Here is an 18272-nt window from a genome sequence, read left to right as displayed (position 1 = left end):
GTCTGAGGAATTACGCAACAATGGCGTTGTGAAAAACGTCGGCGAGGCTCAGGAGTCCCCCGTCGGGGCTCCTCAGGAAGAGCTCGCGACCGGGGAGCGCTCGACGCGCAACCGGGTCGCGCGCTCGATCCTGGACCACGGCCCGTCCACCGTCGCCGACCTCGCCACCCGTCTCGGGCTCACCCAGGCCGCCGTCCGCCGTCATCTGGACGCCCTGGCCGCCGACGACGTCGTGGAGCCGAGGGAACAGCGCGTCTACGGGGCCCGCACCCGCGGCCGCCCCGCCAAGGTGTTCGCGCTGACCGACTGCGGCCGGGACGCCTTCGACCAGTCCTACGACAAGCTCGCCGCGGACGCGCTCCGCTGGATCGCCGAGCAGGCCGGCGGGGACGAGGCGCTCGTGGCGTTCGCCCGCGCCCGGATCGCCGCCCAGGCCGCCCCGTACAAGGCGGCCGTCGACTCCGTGGCCCCCGAGGAGCGCGCGCAGGCCCTGGCCAGGGCCCTGAGCGCGGACGGGTACGCTGCTACGGCGCGCAGCGCGCCCCTCCCGCAACAGGGCGAGCAGCTCTGCCAGCACCACTGTCCGGTCGCTCATGTGGCGGAGCAGTTCCCGCAGCTTTGCGAGGCGGAGACGGAAATGTTCTCCCACCTGCTCGGTACGCATGTGCAGCGACTGGCGACCATCGCTCATGGCGACGGCGTCTGCACGACGTTCATCCCCAAGAGCAGCCACACCCCCAAGACCATCACCAACGCATCTGCAAGCACCGCCGGGAGGAACCCCGCATGACACTCCCCATCGAGGAGACTGCCCACCCCGAGCTCGAGGGTCTGGGCAAGTACGAATACGGCTGGGCTGACTCCGACGCGGCCGGTGCCTCTGCCAAGCGCGGCATCAACGAGGACGTCGTCAAGGACATCTCCTCGAAGAAGTCCGAGCCGGAGTGGATGACCAAGCTCCGCCTCAAGGGCCTGAAGCTGTTCGGCAAGAAGCCCATGCCGAACTGGGGCTCGGACCTGTCGGGCATCGACTTCGACAACATCAAGTACTTCGTGCGCTCCACGGAGAAGCAGGCGGAGTCCTGGGAGGACCTGCCCGAGGACATCAAGAACACGTACGACAAGCTCGGCATCCCCGAGGCGGAGAAGCAGCGCCTCGTCGCCGGTGTCGCGGCCCAGTACGAGTCCGAGGTCGTCTACCACCAGATCCGCGAGGACCTGGAGGAGCAGGGCGTCATCTTCCTCGACACCGACACCGCGCTGAAGGAGCACCCGGAGCTCTTCAAGGAGTACTTCGGGACCGTCATCCCGGCCGGCGACAACAAGTTCGCCGCGCTGAACACCGCCGTGTGGTCGGGCGGCTCCTTCATCTACGTGCCGAAGGGCGTGCACGTCGAGATCCCGCTCCAGGCCTACTTCCGTATCAACACGGAGAACATGGGCCAGTTCGAGCGGACGCTGATCATCGTCGACGAGGACGCCTACGTCCACTACGTCGAGGGTTGTACGGCCCCGATCTACAAGTCGGACTCGCTGCACTCCGCGGTCGTCGAGATCATCGTCAAGAAGGGCGCCCGCTGCCGTTACACGACCATCCAGAACTGGTCGAACAACGTCTACAACCTGGTCACCAAGCGCGCCGTGGCGTACGAGGGCGCGACCATGGAGTGGATCGACGGCAACATCGGCTCCAAGGTCACCATGAAGTACCCGGCCGTCTACCTGATGGGCGAGCACGCCAAGGGCGAGACGCTGTCCATCGCCTTCGCGGGCGAGGGCCAGCACCAGGACGCCGGCTCCAAGATGGTCCACATGGCGCCGAACACGTCGTCCAACATCGTCTCGAAGTCCGTGGCGCGCGGCGGCGGTCGTACGTCGTACCGCGGTCTCGTCGAGATCGGTGAGGGCGCCCACGGCTCGAAGTCGAACGTGCTGTGCGACGCGCTGCTCGTCGACACCATCTCCCGCTCCGACACGTACCCGTACGTCGACGTCCGCGAGGACGACGTCTCCATGGGTCACGAGGCGACCGTCTCCAAGGTCTCCGAGGACCAGCTCTTCTACCTGATGAGCCGCGGCCTGAGCGAGTTCGAGGCCATGGCGATGATCGTGCGCGGCTTCGTCGAGCCGATCGCCAAGGAGCTGCCCATGGAATACGCCCTCGAGCTCAACCGGCTGATCGAGCTGCAGATGGAGGGCTCGGTCGGCTGACGCCGCCCGAACCGTCCATCAGCCCCCTTACGTAAGAAAGAGAGCGCTACGACAGCCATGGCTGAGGCTCAGAACATCCCGGCCGGATCCACGACCGCCGGAACCATCGCGGTGGCCGCAGAGTCGACCGTCGCCACGCGCATGAGCGCGCCGCCCTCCTACGACGTGCAGGACTTCCCGGTCCCGCACGGCCGTGAGGAGGAGTGGCGGTTCACGCCGCTGGAGCGGCTGCGCGGTCTGCACGACGGCACCGCCGTCGCCACCGGCACCGGCGTGAAGGTCGACGTCCAGGCGCCGGCCGGCGTCACCGTCGAGACCGTCGGCCGGGACGACGCCCGCATCGGCAAGGCGGGCAAGCCCGTGGACCGCGTCGCCGCCCAGGCGTACTCGGTCTTCGAGAAGGCGTCCGTCGTCTCCGTGCCCAAGGAGACCGTGCTCAGCGAGCCGATCCGGATCGCCGTGCACGGCGAGGGCGGCGTCGCCTACGGCCACCAGGTCATCGAGCTCGGCGCCTTCGCCGAGGCCGTCGTCGTCATCGACCACACCGGTGACGCGGTGCTCGCCGCCAACGTCGACTACCTGCTCGGCGACGGCGCGAAGCTGACCGTCGTCTCCGTCCAGGACTGGGACGACAAGGCCGTCCACGTCGCGCAGCACAACGCGCTCGTCGGCCGGGACGCCTCCTTCAAGTCCGTCGTCGTCACCTTCGGCGGTGACGTCGTCCGCCTGCACCCGCGCGTCCAGTACGCGGCCACCGGCGGCGAGGCCGAGCTGATCGGCCTCTACTTCACCGACGCGGGCCAGCATCAGGAGCACCGCCTCCTGGTCGACCACAACCAGCCGCACTGCAAGTCGAACGTCGTCTACAAGGGCGCTCTCCAGGGCCAGGACGCGCACGCCGTGTGGATCGGTGACGTCCTCATCGAGGCCGCCGCCGAGGGCACGGACACGTACGAGCTGAACCGGAACCTGGTTCTCACCGACGGCGCCCGCGTCGACTCCGTGCCGAACCTGGAGATCGAGACCGGCGAGATCGTCGGCGCCGGTCACGCCTCCGCGACCGGCCGCTTCGACGACGAGCAGCTCTTCTACCTGATGGCCCGCGGCATCCCCGCGGACGAGGCCCGTCGCCTCGTCGTGCGCGGCTTCTTCGCCGAGCTGGTCCAGCAGATCGGTGTCCCGGACATCGAGGAGCGGCTGCTCGAGAAGATCGCGACCGAGCTGGAGGCTTCGGTCTGATGTCGGCCTTCGTACGCGTCTGCGGCCTCGGCGAGCTGGAGGAGGACACCCCGAAGCGGGTGGAACTCGACGGCACGCCGGTCTCGGTCGTCCGCACCGAGGGCGAGGTGTTCGCGATCAACGACATCTGCTCGCACGCGAACGTCTCGCTCTCCGAGGGCGAGGTGGAGGACTGCCAGATCGAGTGCTGGCTGCACGGCTCCGCGTTCGACCTCCGCACCGGCAAGCCGTCCGGCCTTCCCGCGACGCGCCCCGTCCCCGTATACCCCGTAAAGATCGAAGGGGACGACGTGCTCGTCTCCCTTTCCCAGGAGTCCTGAGGCACCCATGGCAACGCTTGAAATCCGAGACCTGCACGTCACCGTCGAGGCCGACAACGCCACGAAGGAGATCCTCAAGGGCGTCGACCTCACCGTGAAGCAGGGCGAGACGCACGCCATCATGGGCCCCAACGGCTCCGGCAAGTCGACTCTCGCCTACTCCATCGCGGGTCACCCCAAGTACACGATCACGCAGGGCACCGTCACCCTCGACGGCGAGGACGTCCTCGAGATGTCCGTCGACGAGCGCGCCCGCGCCGGCCTCTTCCTGGCCATGCAGTACCCGGTCGAGGTCCCCGGCGTCTCGGTCTCCAACTTCCTGCGCTCGTCGGCCACCGCGATCCGCGGCGAGGCCCCCAAGCTGCGCACCTGGGTGAAGGAGGTCAAGTCCGCGATGGAGACCCTCCAGATGGACCCGGCCTTCGCCGAGCGCAACGTGAACGAGGGCTTCTCCGGCGGTGAGAAGAAGCGCCACGAGATCCTCCAGATGGAGCTCCTCAAGCCGAAGGTCGCGATCCTCGACGAGACCGACTCCGGCCTCGACGTCGACGCCCTGCGCCAGGTCTCGGACGGCGTCAACCGCGTCCGTGAGACCGGTGAGGTCGGCACCCTGCTGATCACGCACTACACGCGCATCCTGCGCTACATCAAGCCGGACTTCGTGCACGTCTTCTCGGCGGGCAAGATCGTCGAGTCCGGTGGCCCCGAGCTGGCCGACACCCTCGAGGCCGAGGGCTACGAGAAGTACACGAAGGGTGGCCCCGTGAACGGAGTGAACTCAGGAGGTGCAGTCGCGTGACACAGCTGCCGGGCCTCCTCGACACCGAGGCGATCCGCAAGGACTTCCCGATCCTCGACCGGGTGCTCCACGACGGCAAGAAGCTCGTCTACCTGGACAACGCGGCGACGTCACAGACGCCGCGCCAGGTCCTCGACGCCGTCGACGAGTACTACACACAGCACAACGCCAACGTCCACCGCGGCGTGCACGTGCTCGCCGAGGAGGCCACGGCGCTGTACGAGGGCGCGCGCGACAAGGTCGCCGCGTTCATCAACGCGCCGAGCCGCGACGAGGTCATCTTCACCAAGAACGCCTCGGAGTCGCTCAACCTCGTTGCCAACATGCTGGGCTGGGCCGACGAGCCGTACAAGGTCGATCACGAGACCGAGATCGTCATCACGGAGATGGAGCACCACTCCAACATCGTTCCGTGGCAGCTGCTCTCGCAGCGCACCGGTGCGAAGCTGAAGTGGTTCGGCCTCACCGATGACGGCCGGCTCGACCTGAGCAACATCAACGAGGTCATCACCGAGAAGACGAAGATCGTTTCGTTCGTTCTCGTGTCGAACATCCTCGGCACCCACAACCCGGTCGAGGCCATCGTGCGCCGCGCCCAGGAGGTCGGGGCCCTGGTCCTGATCGACGCCTCGCAGGCCGCGCCGCACATGCCGCTCGACGTGCAGGCGCTCCAGGCCGACTTCGTGGCCTTCACCGGCCACAAGATGTGCGGTCCGACCGGCATCGGCGTGCTGTGGGGCCGCCAGGAGCTGCTCGAGGACCTGCCGCCGTTCCTCGGCGGTGGCGAGATGATCGAGACCGTGTCGATGCACTCGTCGACGTACGCTCCCGCGCCGCACAAGTTCGAGGCCGGCACGCCGCCGATCTCGCAGGCGATCGCGCTCGGAGCGGCGATCGACTACCTGAACTCGATCGGCATGGAGAACATCCACCGCCACGAGCAGGTGCTCACCGAGTACGCGGTGAAGCGGCTCCAGGAGGTACCCGACCTCAAGATCATCGGCCCCACCACGGCCGAGGACCGGGGCGCCGCGATCTCCTTCACGCTCGGTGACATCCACCCGCACGACGTGGGCCAGGTCCTCGACGAGCTGGGCATCGCCGTCCGGGTCGGCCACCACTGCGCGCGGCCCGTCTGCCTGCGGTACGGAATTCCTGCGACCACGCGAGCGTCGTTCTATCTGTACTCCACGCCCGGCGAGATCGACGCTCTGGTCGACGGCCTGGAGCACGTTCGGAACTTCTTCGGGTAGAGGGCTGGGACTGTGAAGCTGGATTCCATGTACCAGGAAGTCATCCTGGACCACTACAAGCACCCGCACGGGCGCGGTCTCCGGGACGGCGACGCCGAGGTGCACCACGTCAACCCGACGTGCGGCGACGAGATCACGCTGCGCGTCAAGTACGACGGCGAGACGATCGAGGACGTCAGCTACGAGGGCCAGGGCTGCTCCATCAGCCAGGCATCGGCCTCCGTCCTGAACGATCTGCTGGTCGGCAAGGAGCTGTCCGACGCGCGGCAGATCCAGGAGACCTTCCTGGAGCTGATGCAGTCCAAGGGCCAGATCGAGCCGGACGACTCGATGGAGGAGATCCTGGAGGACGCGGTCGCGTTCGCCGGTGTCTCCAAGTACCCGGCCCGAGTGAAGTGCGCCCTCCTGAGCTGGATGGCGTGGAAGGACGCGACGGCCCAGGCCTTCGCGGAGGAGGCGAAGAGCGCATGAGCGAGAACACCGCTGTCGAGATGAAGCCGGCCTCCGAGGAGGAGGTCCGCGAGGCGCTGTACGACGTCGTCGACCCCGAGCTGGGCATCGACGTCGTCAACCTGGGGCTCATCTACGGCATCCACATCGACGACGCGAACATCGCGACGATCGACATGACGCTGACGTCCGCGGCCTGCCCGCTGACCGACGTCATCGAGGACCAGGCGAAGTCCGCCACTGACGGCATCGTCAACGAGCTGCGGATCAACTGGGTCTGGATGCCGCCGTGGGGCCCGGACAAGATCACGGACGACGGGCGCGAGCAGCTGCGCGCGCTCGGCTTCAACGTCTGAGGGTTCCACCCGACAGTTCCGGCCGAACGGCCCCGCCTCCCGGAGGCGGGGCCGTTCGTCGTCCGATGCTGTTCAGCCGCCGTACGTACGGCCGTCACCGCGGATTGGCGCAGGAGGAAGAGGGTTCCGGTCGACACCGTGTCGACGAAAGGTACCCAGTGCCGCATCACATTCCGCGCTCACGCCGAACGGCCGTTGCTGTCGCGTGCGGGCTTCTTACGCTGGCCGCCATGGGCAGCAACCACCCGGCCGGCGCGGCGGCCTCGGCGACGCCGACGATCGCGCTCTCGACCGGATACCTGAGCGGTGCCGTCGGGGGCGTGGACGATCCGACCGTGACCGTGAACATCGCACAGAGCGGGGCCGACGCCTCCCGGCTCACCGTCGCGGCGAGCGCCAGCAGCAGGACCGCGGTCGCCCAGCCGGTCGACGTCACCGTCAGCGGCACCGGCGCGAGCCGTACGGTCTCGGTCGCCGCGCGCGGACGGGGCTACACCGATCTCACCCTGAAGGTCACCGGAGTCGGCGGGACGTCCGCGACCACGACGCTGCACTACGCCGCCTCCGGCGCCGTGCAGAACGCCGTCGACGCGCGGTACTTCACCGGGTCCAGCGACGCCTCCGCCGCCGTCGACGTCGGTGACGGCTACGTCGTCGTCGCCGACGACGAGTCCAACGTGCTGCGCCTGTACGACCGGTCCAGGTCCGGCGCCCCGGTGCGCACCTGGGACTTCAGCGCGCAGCTCGGCGTCAGCAAGGAGGTGGACATCGAGGGCGCCGCACGCGTCGGCGACCTCATCTACTGGACCGGCTCCCTCGGCAACAACAAGGACGGCGAGTACAAGGCGCCGCGCAACACGGTCTTCACCACCTCGGTGAGCGCCACCGGCTCCGCCACCCAGCTGTCGTACGCGCACTCCTACAAGAAGCTGCGCGACCAGCTCGTCGCGTGGGACGAGGCCAACGGCGACCGGTACGGGTTCGCCGCGGGTACCGCCGACGGCGAGGCGCCCAAGCAGATCGACGGGTTCAACGTCGAGGGCCTCGAATTCGCGCCGGGGTCCACGTCCACCGCGTACATCGGGTTCCGGGCGCCGCTGGTGCCGCCGAAGGACGGGGGCAAGGCGCTGATCGTGCCCGTCACCAACTTCGACAAGGTCCTGTCGAGCGGTTCGGCCCCCGTCTTCGGCACGGCGATCGAGCTGGACCTGGGCGGCCTGTCGGTCCGCGACCTCCGCAAGAACTCCGCCGACCAGTACCTGATCCTGGCCGGCAGCTGGGCCGCCGACGACAACAGCGACCCGTACGCCCTGTACGAGTGGGACGGCGTCGCCGGGCACGCGCCCGTCAAGCGCGCCGACCTGCCGACGAGCGACCCGGGCGGCTGGGAGTCCGTCGTCGCCGTGCCCGACCTGTCCGTCCCCGGGCAGCGGGTGCAGCTGATCACCGACAGCGGCTCCGCCGACCTGTACGGCGACGGCACCGAGGCCAAGGACCTCACGCACGCCGAGTGGAAGAAGTCGCGGGCGGCCTGGTTCACGGTCTCGTAGCCACGCGCGTGCACCGGCACGGGTGGGGGATTCGTACGGGATTCTCAGGCCGCGACACGGGTCCGCCCAGCGGCGGGCCCGAGGACGGGCCCGCGTCGGCTCGCCGCTGCGGATGCCGTGGGGGCACAGCGGGTTCCACGAGGCCGTCGCCACCTGGGCGCAGGTGAGGCATCCGGCCGACAAGTGGCGCACCCGACCGAGGAGTTCGCGGTGGCGCGAGGTGCGGTTCGAGGACCTCGTCGCCGACCCGGAGACGCGGCTACGGGACATCTGCCGCTCCGTGGGCGAGGTTCCCCAGAGGTGCGAGCCGTATCGGCGCGCTCCAGGGCGTGACGCGGTCGGCCTGAAGGGCGGCATCAGGCCGACCCCGTCGTTGTGTACGGGTGTACGCAACGATATGTACCCTCGTACACATGGGATACGTACTGCTGGCCGGTGCCATCGCCGCCGAGGTGGCCGCCACCACGGCCATGAAGTACAGCGAGGGGTTCAGCAGGCTCTGGCCCTCGCTGATCACGGTCACCGGGTACGTGATCGCGTTCGTGCTCCTCGCGCAGACGCTGAAGACCGTCCAGATCGGCACCGCGTACGCGATCTGGGCGGGCACCGGCACCGCCGTCATCGCCGCGATCGGCATGATCTTCCTCGGTGAAGGGCTGACCGCGGCGAAGGTCGCGGGCATCGCCCTCGTCATCGGCGGCGTCGTCCTGCTGAACCTGGGCGGTGCCCACTGATGGCCCGGCGCTACGACCCCGACCGTCGCCGGCGCATCATCGACGCCGCGATCCGGGTGGTGGGCAGCAAGGGCATCGGCGGGCTCAGCCACCGCACCGTCGCGGCCGAGGCCGATGTGCCGCTGGGCTCGACGACGTACCACTTCGCGACCCTCGACGAGCTGATGGTGGCCGCGCTGCGGCAGGCCAACGAGGGGTTCGCCAAGATCGTCGCCGCGCGCGGCGCCTTCCGCGACCCGGACCGCGACCTCGCCGACGAACTGACGGCCGTGCTCGGCGAATGGCTCGCCGGGGACCGCGTCGGCGTGGAGCTGGAGTACGAGCTGTACCTCGCCGCGCTGCGCAGGCCGGCGCTGCGGCCCGTCGCCGCCGAGTGGTGCGAGGAACTGGCCGAGGCCGTGGCGGACCGCACCGATCCCGTCACCGCGCGCGCCCTGGTCGCTCTGATGGACGGCATCGCGCTCCAAGTCCTGCTCACCGGAGGAGAGTTCGACGCGCCGTACGCGCGGGAGATGCTGGCACGGCTGATCCCCTGAGCGCGTGAACCGCTGCGGCGGCTGCGGGGAACAAGGCGGCTGTGGGGAACAAGGGGTGACATGCTCGCGCCCGTCCGCGGACGGAGGACCCGTGACCGGACCACCACGAAGGTCGACGACGATCGCACGCCCGACCAGGTCCGGAAGGGGGGCGACCGCATGCTCCGGGACGCGCGGCTCGCCGCCGCCGTCGTCGATGGCAAGGGGCAGCGCCCGTGAGCCACGGAGAGGGAAACCGAGGGGGCCCGGCTGCTGAGACGGGCTCCCCGCCGGTTCGCTTCGGCGGGGGCCCGCCGATTAGGTTGGCCTCCATGACCGACACCATTGCTCCTCGTTCCACCGGCGCCGTCGCCGCAGGCCTTGCCACCGTCACCGCCGACGGCACCGTTCTCGACACCTGGTTCCCCGCGCCCGAGCTCGTCGCTGAGCCGGGCCCCGCCGGGACCGAGAAGCTCTCCGCCGAGAAGGCCGTCGAGCTGCTCGGCGAGGGGGCCGCCAAGGCGATCGGTCCCGACGCCCGGCGCGGTGTCGAGGTCGTGGCCGTGCGCACGGTCATCGCCTCCGTCGACGACAAGCCGCTGGACGCGCACGACGTGTACCTGCGTCTGCACCTGCTCTCCCACCGCCTGGTCAAGCCGCACGGCGTGAACCTGGACGGCCAGTTCGGCTTCCTCGCCAACGTCGCCTGGACCTCGCTCGGCCCGGTCGCCGTCGACGACGTCGAGAAGGTCCGCCTGAACGCCCGCGCCGAGGGCCTGCACCTCCAGGTGACGTCCATCGACAAGTTCCCGCGCATGACCGACTACGTCGCCCCCAAGGGCGTGCGCATCGCCGACGCCGACCGCGTCCGCCTCGGCGCGCACCTCGCCGAGGGCACCACGGTGATGCACGAGGGCTTCGTGAACTTCAACGCCGGCACGCTCGGCACGTCGATGGTCGAGGGCCGCATCTCCGCGGGCGTCGTCGTCGGCGACGGCTCGGACATCGGCGGCGGCGCCTCCACCATGGGCACCCTCTCCGGTGGCGGCAACGTCCGCATCGTCATCGGCGAGCGCTGCCTGGTCGGCGCCGAGGCGGGCGTCGGCATCGCCCTCGGCGACGAGTGCGTCGTCGAGGCGGGCCTGTACGTCACCGCCGGTACGCGCGTGACCATGCCCGACGGCGAGATCGTCAAGGCCCGCGACCTGTCCGGCGCCTCGAACATCCTCTTCCGCCGCAACTCGGTGACCGGCACGGTCGAGGCCCGCCCGAACAACGCGGTCTGGGGCGGCCTGAACGAGATCCTGCACAGCCACAACTAGCGGTCCGCACCAGCGAGCGGCCCGCGCCGGGATCCCGGCGCGGGCCGCTCGTCCGTGTGCGCGGGAAAATCTTTCGGGGGCGCAGGCATAGCGGCGGTGGGGTGCGGTCGTCATGAGGGGAGAGAGCGGAAACAGCCGGGGGTGCCCGGGGGGAAGAGAGGTGGCGATGGATGCCGTACGCGAGGGGTTCGGCGAGAGCGCCGAGAGCTTCCGGGAGTTCGTGTCCGGGCGGTCGTCGGCGCTGTTGAAGACGGCCGTACTGCTGTGCGGCGGCGACCGGCACGCCGGTGAGGACCTGCTGCAGAGCGCGCTGATCAAGGTCGCCGGGCGCTGGAACCGCGTGGAGGACCCCGAGGCGTACGTGCGCCAGGTCCTCTACCGGCAGCAGGTCAGCCGCTGGCGGCTCAAGTGGCCGAGGCGGGAGGTGAGTTACGGGGACGTGCCCGACGCGGCCGGAGGTGACGGGGGTACTTCCGCCGCGGAACTGCGGGTCGTGCTGCGTGCCGCGCTGGCACGGCTCACCCCGCGCCAGCGCACCGTCCTCGTCCTGCGCTACTTCGAGGATCTGCCCGAGGCCGACGTGGCCCGGGTGCTCGGCTGCACGGTCGGCACCGTGCGCTCCACGACCCACCGTTCCCTGGCCAGGCTGCGCAGCCTCGCGCCGGAGCTGGGCGCGCTGGGCCTCGCCGACGGCGAACAGCCGCCGACCCGTGACTACGCGCCCGTGGAGGTGCGCCCGTGAACGTCGACGACATGCTCAAGGACGCACTGCTGGAGCAGGCCGACCGGGTCGAGCCCGCGCCCGCCGACCTCGCCGACCGGGTGCTCGCGGCCCGGCGCAGGCGGCGCGGGCGCGGTATCGCCGTCGCCGCGGTTGCGGTGACCGCCGTGGTCGCCGGAGCCGTCGTGGTGCCGCGGATCGGGGGCGGCGAGGACATCAGGCCCGCCGGTGTGACCGGTACGCAGGACGTCATCGCGCACCCGGACCAGTCGCCGCCCAAGGACGTGATCGCGGCGGGACGCACGGCGCTCGCGTCGTTCGCCACGTACAAGAACGTCGTGTACGAGAACGGTGACGGCCGGCTGGAGCGCACCTACGGCGTCATCGACCCGACGACCAAGCGGTACCGCAAGATCACCGAGTGGTCCTGGCTGACCGTCGCTCCCGGGCTGCGCACCGCCGCCGTGCTGGAGAAGAAGTGGCCCACCGACCGGATCGGGCTGCTCGACCTGGCCACGAACAAGGTGAAGCGGTGGATCCCGGTGAAGGAGGGGGTCGCCGGGGTCGAGTTCTCGCCGGACGGGAGCAAGCTGGTCGGCACGACCTACGCGAAGGACCCGGACCACCTGTACAAGAGGAACAGGGTCGACGACGGCAGCGGCAAGATCATGCCCGGCATGGACTACCAGTCGTCCAGGAACGGCTTCTCCGTCGTCGACGTCAGGACGGGGCACAGCGACTGGCACGAGGTCACGGACAACGAGGACATCAACGCCCGGCAGGACTTCTCGTTCAGCGGCACCGGCACCCTCGTGCACGCCGGTGTCATGACGGGCGGAGTCCCGGAGCAGTACTACGACCTCCAGGGACGCAAGGCGGCCGTGCCCGCCGCCGAGCGCCACGTGAGCTGGTTCGTCGAGGCGGGCCTCTCGCCCGACGGCGAACTCGTCGCCGGTGACTTCGCCGGCAAGGGCGACACGATCGCCGTCGCCGTGAACGACGCGCGGACCGGCAAGTTCGTCGAGAAGCTGCCCGCGCAGCAGCTCGTCGCCTGGGCCGACGACAAGCGCGTCGTCGCCTGGGGCTGCGCCCCGGGCAAGTGCAACGGCAAGGGCGAGTTCCGCAACCAGCTGCTGCTGATCACCCTCGGCACCCACAAGGTCGTCCCGCTCAGCGACTTCCGCAAGGCGTCGGCCGACTATCCCGGGCGCTGGTACCCGCAGTTCACGACGCGCTGACCAGCGCGTCGTACGCCGCCCGCAACCCGTCGACCGTGCTCCGGTCGGCGGGTCGCAGCGGTGCCCGGACCGGGCCGCCGCCCGGCAGGCCGAGGTCCGCGAGGAGCGCCTTCACCGTCACGGTGCCCGGCAGCCCCGCGTTCATCATCAACTCGGTGAGGGGGACGGTGAGTCGCTGGAGGCGGGCGGCCTCCTTCGTGTGTCCCGCGTCGTAGGCGTCGACGATCGCGCGGAACGCCGCCGGGACGCAGTTCGCCACCGTCGAGACGTAGCCCGCCCCGCCGAGCGCGTACAGGGCGAGGACGTACTCGTCGCAGCCCGTGTAGTACGCCAGGTCCGTCGCCGCCATGACCTTCTGGGTGCCGAGCAGGTCGTACGCGCAGTCCTTCACGGCGACGATCCGGGGGTGCTCCGCGAGCCGGATCATCGTGGCGGGCTCGATCCGGGTGCCGGTGCGGCCCGGGATGTCGTAGAGCATGACCGGCAGGTCCGTCGCGTCGGCAAGGTCGCGGAAGTGGGCCTCCACGGCGTCCTGCGGCGGGCGGCTGTAGTACGGGGTGACCGCCAACAGGCCGTCGGCGCCCGCCTGCTGGGCCTGCGCCGCGAGGGCGATCGTGTGCCGGGTGTCGGACGTGCCGATGCCCGCGACGATCGACGCGCGCCCGTCGGCCGCCGCCCGCACCGCCCGCACGAGGTCCGCCTTCTCGGCGTCCGTCGTGGTGGGGGACTCCCCGGTCGTGCCGGAGAGGACCAGGCCCTCGCAGCCCTCGCCGATCAGCCGGTCGGCCACCTTCTGGGCGGCGTCCAGGTCGACGGCGCCGTCGTCGGTGAAGGGCGTGACCATGGCGCACAGGGCGCGGCCGAAGTTCATTGAGCTCATGAGGGCAGTGTCGGCCGCCCGACGGTGAAGCTCCACTTAAATCTTCTACGAGGTGGGGCGGAGAGCTGCTGAAGAGTGTGAGGGTTAGGACACGCTTTCGGTCGTTCTCGGGCGATTTTGGCGTAGAGATGGTCTTCAGTCCGGCCGCCCGGAACCCGATGAACTGCACAGAGCACGTGAGTGTGTTGTTCGTTTCATACGGGTCTTGAGGGGTTTGTGGTGCGAGACGTGGTGATGGCCGTGGCCATGCCCGTGCTGATGTGCGCGAGCGGGATCTACGCGGCGGGCGCGGCCTGGTGGCGGCGCAGGTGCCCGGTGGTGCCGCCGTACTCGCAGACGGGGATGCGCCTCGCGGGCGAGCGCGCGGTCGCCGTGGCCGAGGCGGTGGTGGCCGACCAGTACGCGCTGCTCATGGGGGAGGCGGGCGACAGGGCGGGCGCCTGCGCGGGCACTGGTGCCAAAACGTCCGGGATGCGCCACCATGAGAAGTCGGCGGCCGACGACCGGGTCGCCGAAGGCCGTTCAGGGGAGGCAGCATGAGGCTCGGCAAAGCACTCGCCACCGGGATCGCCGAGGAGACACCGTACGAGGAGGCTCCGTACGAGGACGCCACTGAAGTAGCCCTGCAGGAGCCCGAGTTGACGGAGCCGGCGGAGCACGCCGAGGTCCCGGCCGTCCGATGAGGCTGCGGCTCCCCGAGGAACGCCCCACGGAGCCGCCCACCGGACACAAGATCGCCCACCCCGTGCTCGACGCGGACGGTGGGCGCGCCGGCTTCCTGGGCGTCTCGCTGGGCGCGGCCGCACCGTACCGGGTGCTCGACGACGCGCGCTGCGTCTACGGGCGCAGACACCGCGCCCCGCACCGCCGTTGCGACTGCGGCTTCCACTGCGTGCACGAACGCCGCGTCGCCGAGGGGCTGTTGACGAGCGCCGAACACCGTAAGGCCGTGCTTCTCGACGTGTCCGTGCTCGGCCCGTACATCCGCTTCGAGCAGGGGTTCCGCTACGGCAGGCAGCGGGTGCGGACCGCGACCGTGGGGCCCTGCCCGTGCGGCGCGCAGGCGTCCGTGCTCGCCGACTCCGGATGGGGCCGCGCGGGGCGCCGCGTCCTCGAAGCCGCGTGCGGCGGCTGCGTGGGCGGCAGGCCCCGCTGGACCCTCGCCACGTTCGCCCGCCTGGCCGGCGACGGTCTGCGGGTCGTGGCCGCGCCCGGCGCCGGCCCCCGTTCGGCGCGGCGCCCGGCATCGCGGAACTGGCCGCGGAGGCGACGCTGCTCCAGGCCAGGCTCGACTGGTTCCAGGGCCAGTTGGGGCGGCTCGGCCGGGCGATGGGACGCGGCCGCGACGCGGAAGGATAGCGCGGCCTTCGGCGGGTACCCGGCCCCTCCACGCACGGAAGGAGGCGGGACACGGTGACCGGGACCACCGACCAGTACACGGAGCGACGCTCCGTCAGTGAACTCGTCGAGCGGGCGACCGAACAGCTCTCCACGCTCGTACGGCAGGAAATGGCGCTCGCGCGCTGGGAGTTGACCGAGAAGGGCCGCCGCGCCGGACGCGGCGGCGGACTGCTCGGCGCCGCCGGCGCCGTCGCCTACGTGGGATTCATGGTCCTCGCGGGGGCCGGGATCGCCGCTCTGGCCCTGGTGCTGCCCGTCTGGGCGAGCGCCCTGATCGTGTCGGGCGTGCTGTTCGTCGTGGCCGCGGTGCTCGGCACGCTCGGGCGCCGCGAACTGAAGCAGGCCGCCCCACCGGTGCCCAGCGAGGCCCTGGCGGGCATCAAGCACGACGTCGACGAGATCAAGGGAAGGGCGCACCGATGAGCCGTACGCACGACACGCCCGGGACCAAGGGGCCCGAGGAACTGCGCCGCGACATCGCGCACAGTCGCGGCGAACTCGCCGACACGGTCGGCGAGTTGGCCGAGCGGGCCGATGTGAAGGGCCGGGCGCGCGAGAAGGCCGTCCAGGTCGCCCACCGCGTCCAGGACGGCACACCGCGCCCCGTACGGCAGGCGACGTCGACCGTCGTCCGGGCCGGCCGCGACCACCGCCGCCCGGTGCTCGCCGCGGCCGCCGCTGCCGGGGCCGCCGCGGCCGTCGTCGTGGTGCGCCACCGCGTCCGGGCGGGGCGTCGCCGATGAGCCGCGCGGTCAAGATCGTCTACCGCCCGCTGGGCATGGCCACCGGCCTCGCGGGCGGCCTGCTCGCCCGCGCGGTCTTCAACCGGACGTGGAAGGTGCTGTTCGGCGAGGACGACGCCCCCGACGCCATGGACGAGGAGCGCGGCTGGGGCGAGGTGCTCGGCGCGGCCGTCGTCCAGGGCGCGATCTTCGCCGTGGTGAAGGCCGCGGTGGACCGCGGTGGCGCGGTCGGCGTGCGCCGGGTGACCGGAGTCTGGCCCGGCTGAGCGCCGGGCCCACCGGCGCGGGCGGCGGTCCGAGGGCGGTGCCCGTACCGGACCGCCGCCGCGTGAGCCCGCCGGGCGGGGAGTGCGGCCCCCGCCCGGCGGCCCCGTCACGGCCGGAAGCGCAGGACCTGCGGGTCGTGGTCGCTGATCTGGTCGTGGAACTCGCTGTTGATGTGCACGCTGTCGTACGCGAACCCGCCCTTGCGGATCGACGGACTCACCAGGATCTGGTCGAGGACCTGGCTGTTGCCCTGGTAGACGTACGTGTAACGCTCCTTCTTCGGCAGCGACTTGATGCCCGAGTACAGGTCGCCGTCGCCTTCGAGGATCTTCGCGGTGTCGGAGAACTCGAAGTCGTTGATGTCACCGAGGGCGATGACGTCCGCGTTCTTCTGGGCCGCGTAGACGCTCTTGACGAAGGTGTTGACAGCCGTCGCCTGTGCGTGGCGCTGGGTCTCCGAGCTGCGCGGCACCGGCTGGTACTGCGCGGTCAGCGCGTAGTCGCCGCCCTTGGAGTTCAGGTGGTTGGCGATGACGAAGACCGTCCGGCCGCGGAAGACGAACTCCCCGGCCAGCGGCTTGCGGCTGGCGTCCCACGCCGTGTTCGTGGGGTCGACACGGCCGGGCGACGCCGTCAGGTGCGCCTTTCCGCCGACCTTGGTGACTCCGACGGCCGTCGTGGCGTCGCCGCCGGCGCGGTCGGTGAACGACACCCGCTCCGGGTTGAACAGGAACACCTGGCGGATGTTGCCGCCGGGCTCGCCGCCGTCCTTGCCGTCGGCCGGGTCGATCGAGCGCCAGTCGTAGGCCGGGCCGCCCGCCGCGACGATCGCGTCGATCAGCTTGCTCATCGTGACGTCGGCGGCGACCGTGCCGTCGTTCTTCGCGCCGTTGTTGTCCTGGATCTCCTCCAGCGACACGATGTCGGGCGACCGCAGGTTGTTCACGATGGCGCTCGCGTGGTCGGCGAACGTGGTGTCGGACGGGTCGAGGTTCTCGACGTTGTACGTCGCCACCGCCAGTTCGTGCGCCGACGGCGCCTTCGTCGTCTCGCGCTCGATGCCGCCCGGCGTGGCCGTGCCGATGGTGGACGCGGAGATCGTGTAGCCGCCGTACGAGTTGAAGTCGAGCGGGCCCTCGGTGGTGCCGGTGAGGCGGTCACCGACGTCGGCGACCGGGAACTCCTGCGTCGAGTTGAGCGGCATGACCTGGAGACGGCCGGTGTTCTGGTCGTCGTAGGAGCGGTAGAGGGAGCCGCCGCGCGCGGTTCTGTTCTCGTGCGGCTTCACCGTCACCCACAGCTCGTCGTACGCGTTCGAGGCGGTGACCACGCGCGACGAGCCGATCGCGACGCTCATGCCTTCGAGGGATTCGTAGTAGTCGAGGGCGTACGCCGACGGCTGGAGCGTGAGTCCGTTGACGGAGTTGCCGGCGGCGGGGTCGCCGGCCGGGGTGTACGCGTCTGGGACCGACTTGGCGTCGATCACCGTGGCGGCGGGCAGCGCGTTGCCGGACGAGACGACCGTCACCGTCGGCCTGCTGATCTCGGTCAGCGACTGGTTGCCGGTGCTCACCACGTACTCGGTGACGGTGCCGGAGACCGTCACCGCGTCGCCGACGGCGACCTTCGGCGCGGAGCCGGTGTAGACGAAGACGCCCTCACTGGTGGCGGGGTCGTCGTCCGGGTTCGGGTCCTGGATCCAGAAGCCCTTGGAGGAGCCGGTCGTACGGACGGCCGTGACGATGCCCGCGACATCGGTGACCGCCTGGCCCTTGTACGGGGATATCCGGGTGGTGCCCTGGATGTCGTGGACGGCGACCGTGGCGGCGTGCGCGGTGCCGGTCAGGGCGACGGCGTACGTCGCGCAACTGGCGGTGGCGACGGCGAGCGCCGCGATACGGGAGCGGCGGTGAGTGGACTTGCTCGGCAAGGGTTCCCTCCGGGGACGTGCGTGTGGTCGGGCGGGACCGAGGAGGTGCGGGTTCCGTCGGCCCCGCCTGGCGCCGGGACGAGGGTGGAGCAGGGCGTACGCGGCGGGCGGGCGGTGGGGCGCGTCCCGGCCGGCGTACGGGTCGAACTCGGTGCTTCTACGCGCGTAAATCTCTTGTGTGGACAGGGGAGTTGTCAAGGTTTCGCGGGTGTCCGTGAGCCGAGCGGAAACCGACGAGTGCATGAACCGATCAAAAGGGGCGCCCTGAAGGGCTCGGGTAGGCTGGTGGCGGGCGACGGGAGGGCGGGTCGAATCCGTCTAGGCTGAGCGGTCGCAAAGCCAG

The 18272-nt window shown here is 70.4% G+C and carries 22 protein-coding genes and 2 pseudogenes; 22 read left to right on the top strand and 2 right to left on the bottom strand.

The annotated features are described in order from the left end of the window. The first annotated feature begins 28 nt into the window (after window positions 1–28). The 16 genes and pseudogenes from V2W30_RS09620 (at window position 29) to V2W30_RS09545 (ending at window position 12708) form a co-directional block, all read left to right on the top strand. Window positions 29–790 (top strand): helix-turn-helix transcriptional regulator, encoded by a 762-nt coding sequence (locus V2W30_RS09620; RefSeq protein WP_338695310.1) that lies wholly within the window; start codon window positions 29–31, stop codon window positions 788–790. Further along, window positions 787–2211, top strand: a complete 1425-nt coding sequence (gene sufB / locus V2W30_RS09615; protein WP_338695308.1) for a Fe-S cluster assembly protein SufB — start codon at window positions 787–789, stop codon at window positions 2209–2211. Before V2W30_RS09620 ends, sufB begins: the two co-directional genes overlap by 4 nt. Window positions 2212–2268: 57 nt before the next feature. After that, window positions 2269–3450: a Fe-S cluster assembly protein SufD gene (gene sufD / locus V2W30_RS09610; protein ID WP_338695307.1), complete on the top strand. Its 1182-nt coding sequence runs from the start codon at window positions 2269–2271 to the stop codon at window positions 3448–3450. Then, window positions 3450–3770 carry a non-heme iron oxygenase ferredoxin subunit gene (locus V2W30_RS09605; RefSeq protein WP_338695306.1) on the top strand — a complete coding sequence of 107 codons (321 nt, stop codon included), beginning with the start codon at window positions 3450–3452 and terminating at the stop codon, window positions 3768–3770. The genes sufD and V2W30_RS09605 overlap by 1 nt, the downstream gene beginning before the upstream one ends. A gap of 7 nt (window positions 3771–3777) precedes the next feature. Next, window positions 3778–4569, top strand: a complete 792-nt coding sequence (sufC, locus tag V2W30_RS09600; RefSeq protein ID WP_338695305.1) for a Fe-S cluster assembly ATPase SufC — start codon at window positions 3778–3780, stop codon at window positions 4567–4569. Then, on the top strand, window positions 4566–5822 hold the full coding sequence (locus V2W30_RS09595) for a cysteine desulfurase (protein WP_338695304.1): 1257 nt from the start codon (window positions 4566–4568) through the stop codon (window positions 5820–5822). Before sufC ends, V2W30_RS09595 begins: the two co-directional genes overlap by 4 nt. A 12-nt stretch (window positions 5823–5834) precedes the next feature. After that, a complete protein-coding gene (gene sufU / locus V2W30_RS09590) occupies window positions 5835–6293 on the top strand; it encodes a Fe-S cluster assembly sulfur transfer protein SufU (RefSeq protein ID WP_338695303.1) in 459 nt (152 codons plus the stop codon). Then, on the top strand, window positions 6290–6628 hold the full coding sequence (locus tag V2W30_RS09585) for a metal-sulfur cluster assembly factor (RefSeq protein WP_338695301.1): 339 nt from the start codon (window positions 6290–6292) through the stop codon (window positions 6626–6628). Before sufU ends, V2W30_RS09585 begins: the two co-directional genes overlap by 4 nt. Window positions 6629–6858: 230 nt before the next feature. Further along, window positions 6859–8178: a DUF3616 domain-containing protein gene (locus V2W30_RS09580; protein ID WP_338695299.1), complete on the top strand. Its 1320-nt coding sequence runs from the start codon at window positions 6859–6861 to the stop codon at window positions 8176–8178. A 112-nt stretch (window positions 8179–8290) separates the two neighbouring features. Beyond that, window positions 8291–8452: pseudogene (locus V2W30_RS09575) on the top strand (sulfotransferase); the annotation flags it as partial. 139 nt (window positions 8453–8591) lie between these two features. Continuing rightward, window positions 8592–8912: a multidrug efflux SMR transporter gene (locus V2W30_RS09570; protein WP_338695298.1), complete on the top strand. Its 321-nt coding sequence runs from the start codon at window positions 8592–8594 to the stop codon at window positions 8910–8912. Next, complete coding sequence (locus tag V2W30_RS09565) at window positions 8912–9448, top strand: TetR/AcrR family transcriptional regulator (RefSeq protein ID WP_338695296.1); 537 nt, start codon at window positions 8912–8914, stop codon at window positions 9446–9448. Before V2W30_RS09570 ends, V2W30_RS09565 begins: the two co-directional genes overlap by 1 nt. Before the next feature lie 60 nt (window positions 9449–9508). Then, the gene (locus V2W30_RS09560; RefSeq protein ID WP_338695294.1) at window positions 9509–9667 is read left to right on the top strand and encodes a hypothetical protein; all 159 of its coding nucleotides are present in this window, start codon (window positions 9509–9511) and stop codon (window positions 9665–9667) included. A 92-nt stretch (window positions 9668–9759) separates the two neighbouring features. Continuing rightward, window positions 9760–10749, top strand: coding sequence for a 2,3,4,5-tetrahydropyridine-2,6-dicarboxylate N-succinyltransferase (gene dapD / locus V2W30_RS09555; protein WP_338695292.1), 990 nt, complete (start codon window positions 9760–9762; stop codon window positions 10747–10749). 166 nt (window positions 10750–10915) lie between these two features. Continuing rightward, window positions 10916–11491, top strand: coding sequence for a SigE family RNA polymerase sigma factor (locus V2W30_RS09550; RefSeq protein WP_338695290.1), 576 nt, complete (start codon window positions 10916–10918; stop codon window positions 11489–11491). Then, window positions 11488–12708 carry a WD40 repeat domain-containing protein gene (locus V2W30_RS09545; RefSeq protein ID WP_338695288.1) on the top strand — a complete coding sequence of 407 codons (1221 nt, stop codon included), beginning with the start codon at window positions 11488–11490 and terminating at the stop codon, window positions 12706–12708. The genes V2W30_RS09550 and V2W30_RS09545 overlap by 4 nt, the downstream gene beginning before the upstream one ends. On the opposite strand, the gene dapA is transcribed toward V2W30_RS09545, so the two are convergent. After that, window positions 12695–13588 (bottom strand): 4-hydroxy-tetrahydrodipicolinate synthase, encoded by an 894-nt coding sequence (gene dapA / locus V2W30_RS09540; protein WP_338695286.1) that lies wholly within the window; start codon window positions 13586–13588, stop codon window positions 12695–12697. The genes V2W30_RS09545 and dapA overlap by 14 nt on opposite strands. Before the next feature lie 219 nt (window positions 13589–13807). On the opposite strand from dapA, the gene V2W30_RS09535 reads away from it, so the two are divergent. The 6 genes and pseudogenes from V2W30_RS09535 to V2W30_RS09510 all read left to right on the top strand — a co-directional run bounded on the left by V2W30_RS09535 (window position 13808) and on the right by V2W30_RS09510 (window position 15998). Then, on the top strand, window positions 13808–14128 hold the full coding sequence (locus V2W30_RS09535; protein ID WP_338695284.1) for a hypothetical protein: 321 nt from the start codon (window positions 13808–13810) through the stop codon (window positions 14126–14128). Then, window positions 14125–14271, top strand: coding sequence for a hypothetical protein (locus V2W30_RS09530; RefSeq protein WP_338695282.1), 147 nt, complete (start codon window positions 14125–14127; stop codon window positions 14269–14271). The genes V2W30_RS09535 and V2W30_RS09530 overlap by 4 nt, the downstream gene beginning before the upstream one ends. Further along, a pseudogene (locus V2W30_RS09525) lies at window positions 14268–14947 on the top strand (hypothetical protein). Before V2W30_RS09530 ends, V2W30_RS09525 begins: the two are co-directional and overlap by 4 nt. Window positions 14948–15001: 54 nt before the next feature. Further along, on the top strand, window positions 15002–15412 hold the full coding sequence (locus V2W30_RS09520) for a phage holin family protein (protein WP_338695280.1): 411 nt from the start codon (window positions 15002–15004) through the stop codon (window positions 15410–15412). Next, window positions 15409–15732, top strand: a complete 324-nt coding sequence (locus tag V2W30_RS09515) for a DUF3618 domain-containing protein (RefSeq protein WP_338695278.1) — start codon at window positions 15409–15411, stop codon at window positions 15730–15732. Before V2W30_RS09520 ends, V2W30_RS09515 begins: the two co-directional genes overlap by 4 nt. Continuing rightward, complete coding sequence (locus V2W30_RS09510; RefSeq protein ID WP_338695277.1) at window positions 15729–15998, top strand: DUF4235 domain-containing protein; 270 nt, start codon at window positions 15729–15731, stop codon at window positions 15996–15998. Before V2W30_RS09515 ends, V2W30_RS09510 begins: the two co-directional genes overlap by 4 nt. Before the next feature lie 107 nt (window positions 15999–16105). Here the strand turns inward: V2W30_RS09510 and V2W30_RS09505 are convergent, their stop codons facing one another. Next, on the bottom strand, window positions 16106–17929 hold the full coding sequence (locus tag V2W30_RS09505; RefSeq protein WP_338695275.1) for an endonuclease/exonuclease/phosphatase family protein: 1824 nt from the start codon (window positions 17927–17929) through the stop codon (window positions 16106–16108). Between the last annotated feature and the right edge of the window lie 343 nt (window positions 17930–18272).

Source organism: Streptomyces sp. Q6, from assembly GCF_036967205.1.
In the GTDB taxonomy this organism is placed as follows: Bacteria; Actinomycetota; Actinomycetes; order Streptomycetales; family Streptomycetaceae; genus Streptomyces; species Streptomyces citrinus.
This window is presented reverse-complemented; position numbering and strand designations above follow the sequence as displayed.

Excerpts from the sequence above, each read along its gene's own strand:
- V2W30_RS09515 (WP_338695278.1), top strand. The coding sequence starts at position 15,409 with ATGAGCCGTACGCACGACACGCCCGGGACCAAGGGGCCCGAGGAACTG.
- sufC (WP_338695305.1), top strand. The coding sequence starts at position 3,778 with ATGGCAACGCTTGAAATCCGAGACCTGCACGTCACCGTCGAGGCCGAC.
- V2W30_RS09605 (WP_338695306.1), top strand. The coding sequence starts at position 3,450 with ATGTCGGCCTTCGTACGCGTCTGCGGCCTCGGCGAGCTGGAGGAGGAC.
- sufD (WP_338695307.1), top strand. The coding sequence starts at position 2,269 with ATGGCTGAGGCTCAGAACATCCCGGCCGGATCCACGACCGCCGGAACC.
- dapA (WP_338695286.1), bottom strand. The coding sequence starts at position 13,588 with ATGAGCTCAATGAACTTCGGCCGCGCCCTGTGCGCCATGGTCACGCCC.
- V2W30_RS09570 (WP_338695298.1), top strand. The coding sequence starts at position 8,592 with ATGGGATACGTACTGCTGGCCGGTGCCATCGCCGCCGAGGTGGCCGCC.
- V2W30_RS09530 (WP_338695282.1), top strand. The coding sequence starts at position 14,125 with ATGAGGCTCGGCAAAGCACTCGCCACCGGGATCGCCGAGGAGACACCG.
- sufB (WP_338695308.1), top strand. The coding sequence starts at position 787 with ATGACACTCCCCATCGAGGAGACTGCCCACCCCGAGCTCGAGGGTCTG.
- V2W30_RS09510 (WP_338695277.1), top strand. The coding sequence starts at position 15,729 with ATGAGCCGCGCGGTCAAGATCGTCTACCGCCCGCTGGGCATGGCCACC.
- dapD (WP_338695292.1), top strand. The coding sequence starts at position 9,760 with ATGACCGACACCATTGCTCCTCGTTCCACCGGCGCCGTCGCCGCAGGC.
- V2W30_RS09580 (WP_338695299.1), top strand. The coding sequence starts at position 6,859 with ATGGGCAGCAACCACCCGGCCGGCGCGGCGGCCTCGGCGACGCCGACG.
- V2W30_RS09585 (WP_338695301.1), top strand. The coding sequence starts at position 6,290 with ATGAGCGAGAACACCGCTGTCGAGATGAAGCCGGCCTCCGAGGAGGAG.
- V2W30_RS09560 (WP_338695294.1), top strand. The coding sequence starts at position 9,509 with ATGCTCGCGCCCGTCCGCGGACGGAGGACCCGTGACCGGACCACCACG.
- V2W30_RS09550 (WP_338695290.1), top strand. The coding sequence starts at position 10,916 with ATGGATGCCGTACGCGAGGGGTTCGGCGAGAGCGCCGAGAGCTTCCGG.
- V2W30_RS09565 (WP_338695296.1), top strand. The coding sequence starts at position 8,912 with ATGGCCCGGCGCTACGACCCCGACCGTCGCCGGCGCATCATCGACGCC.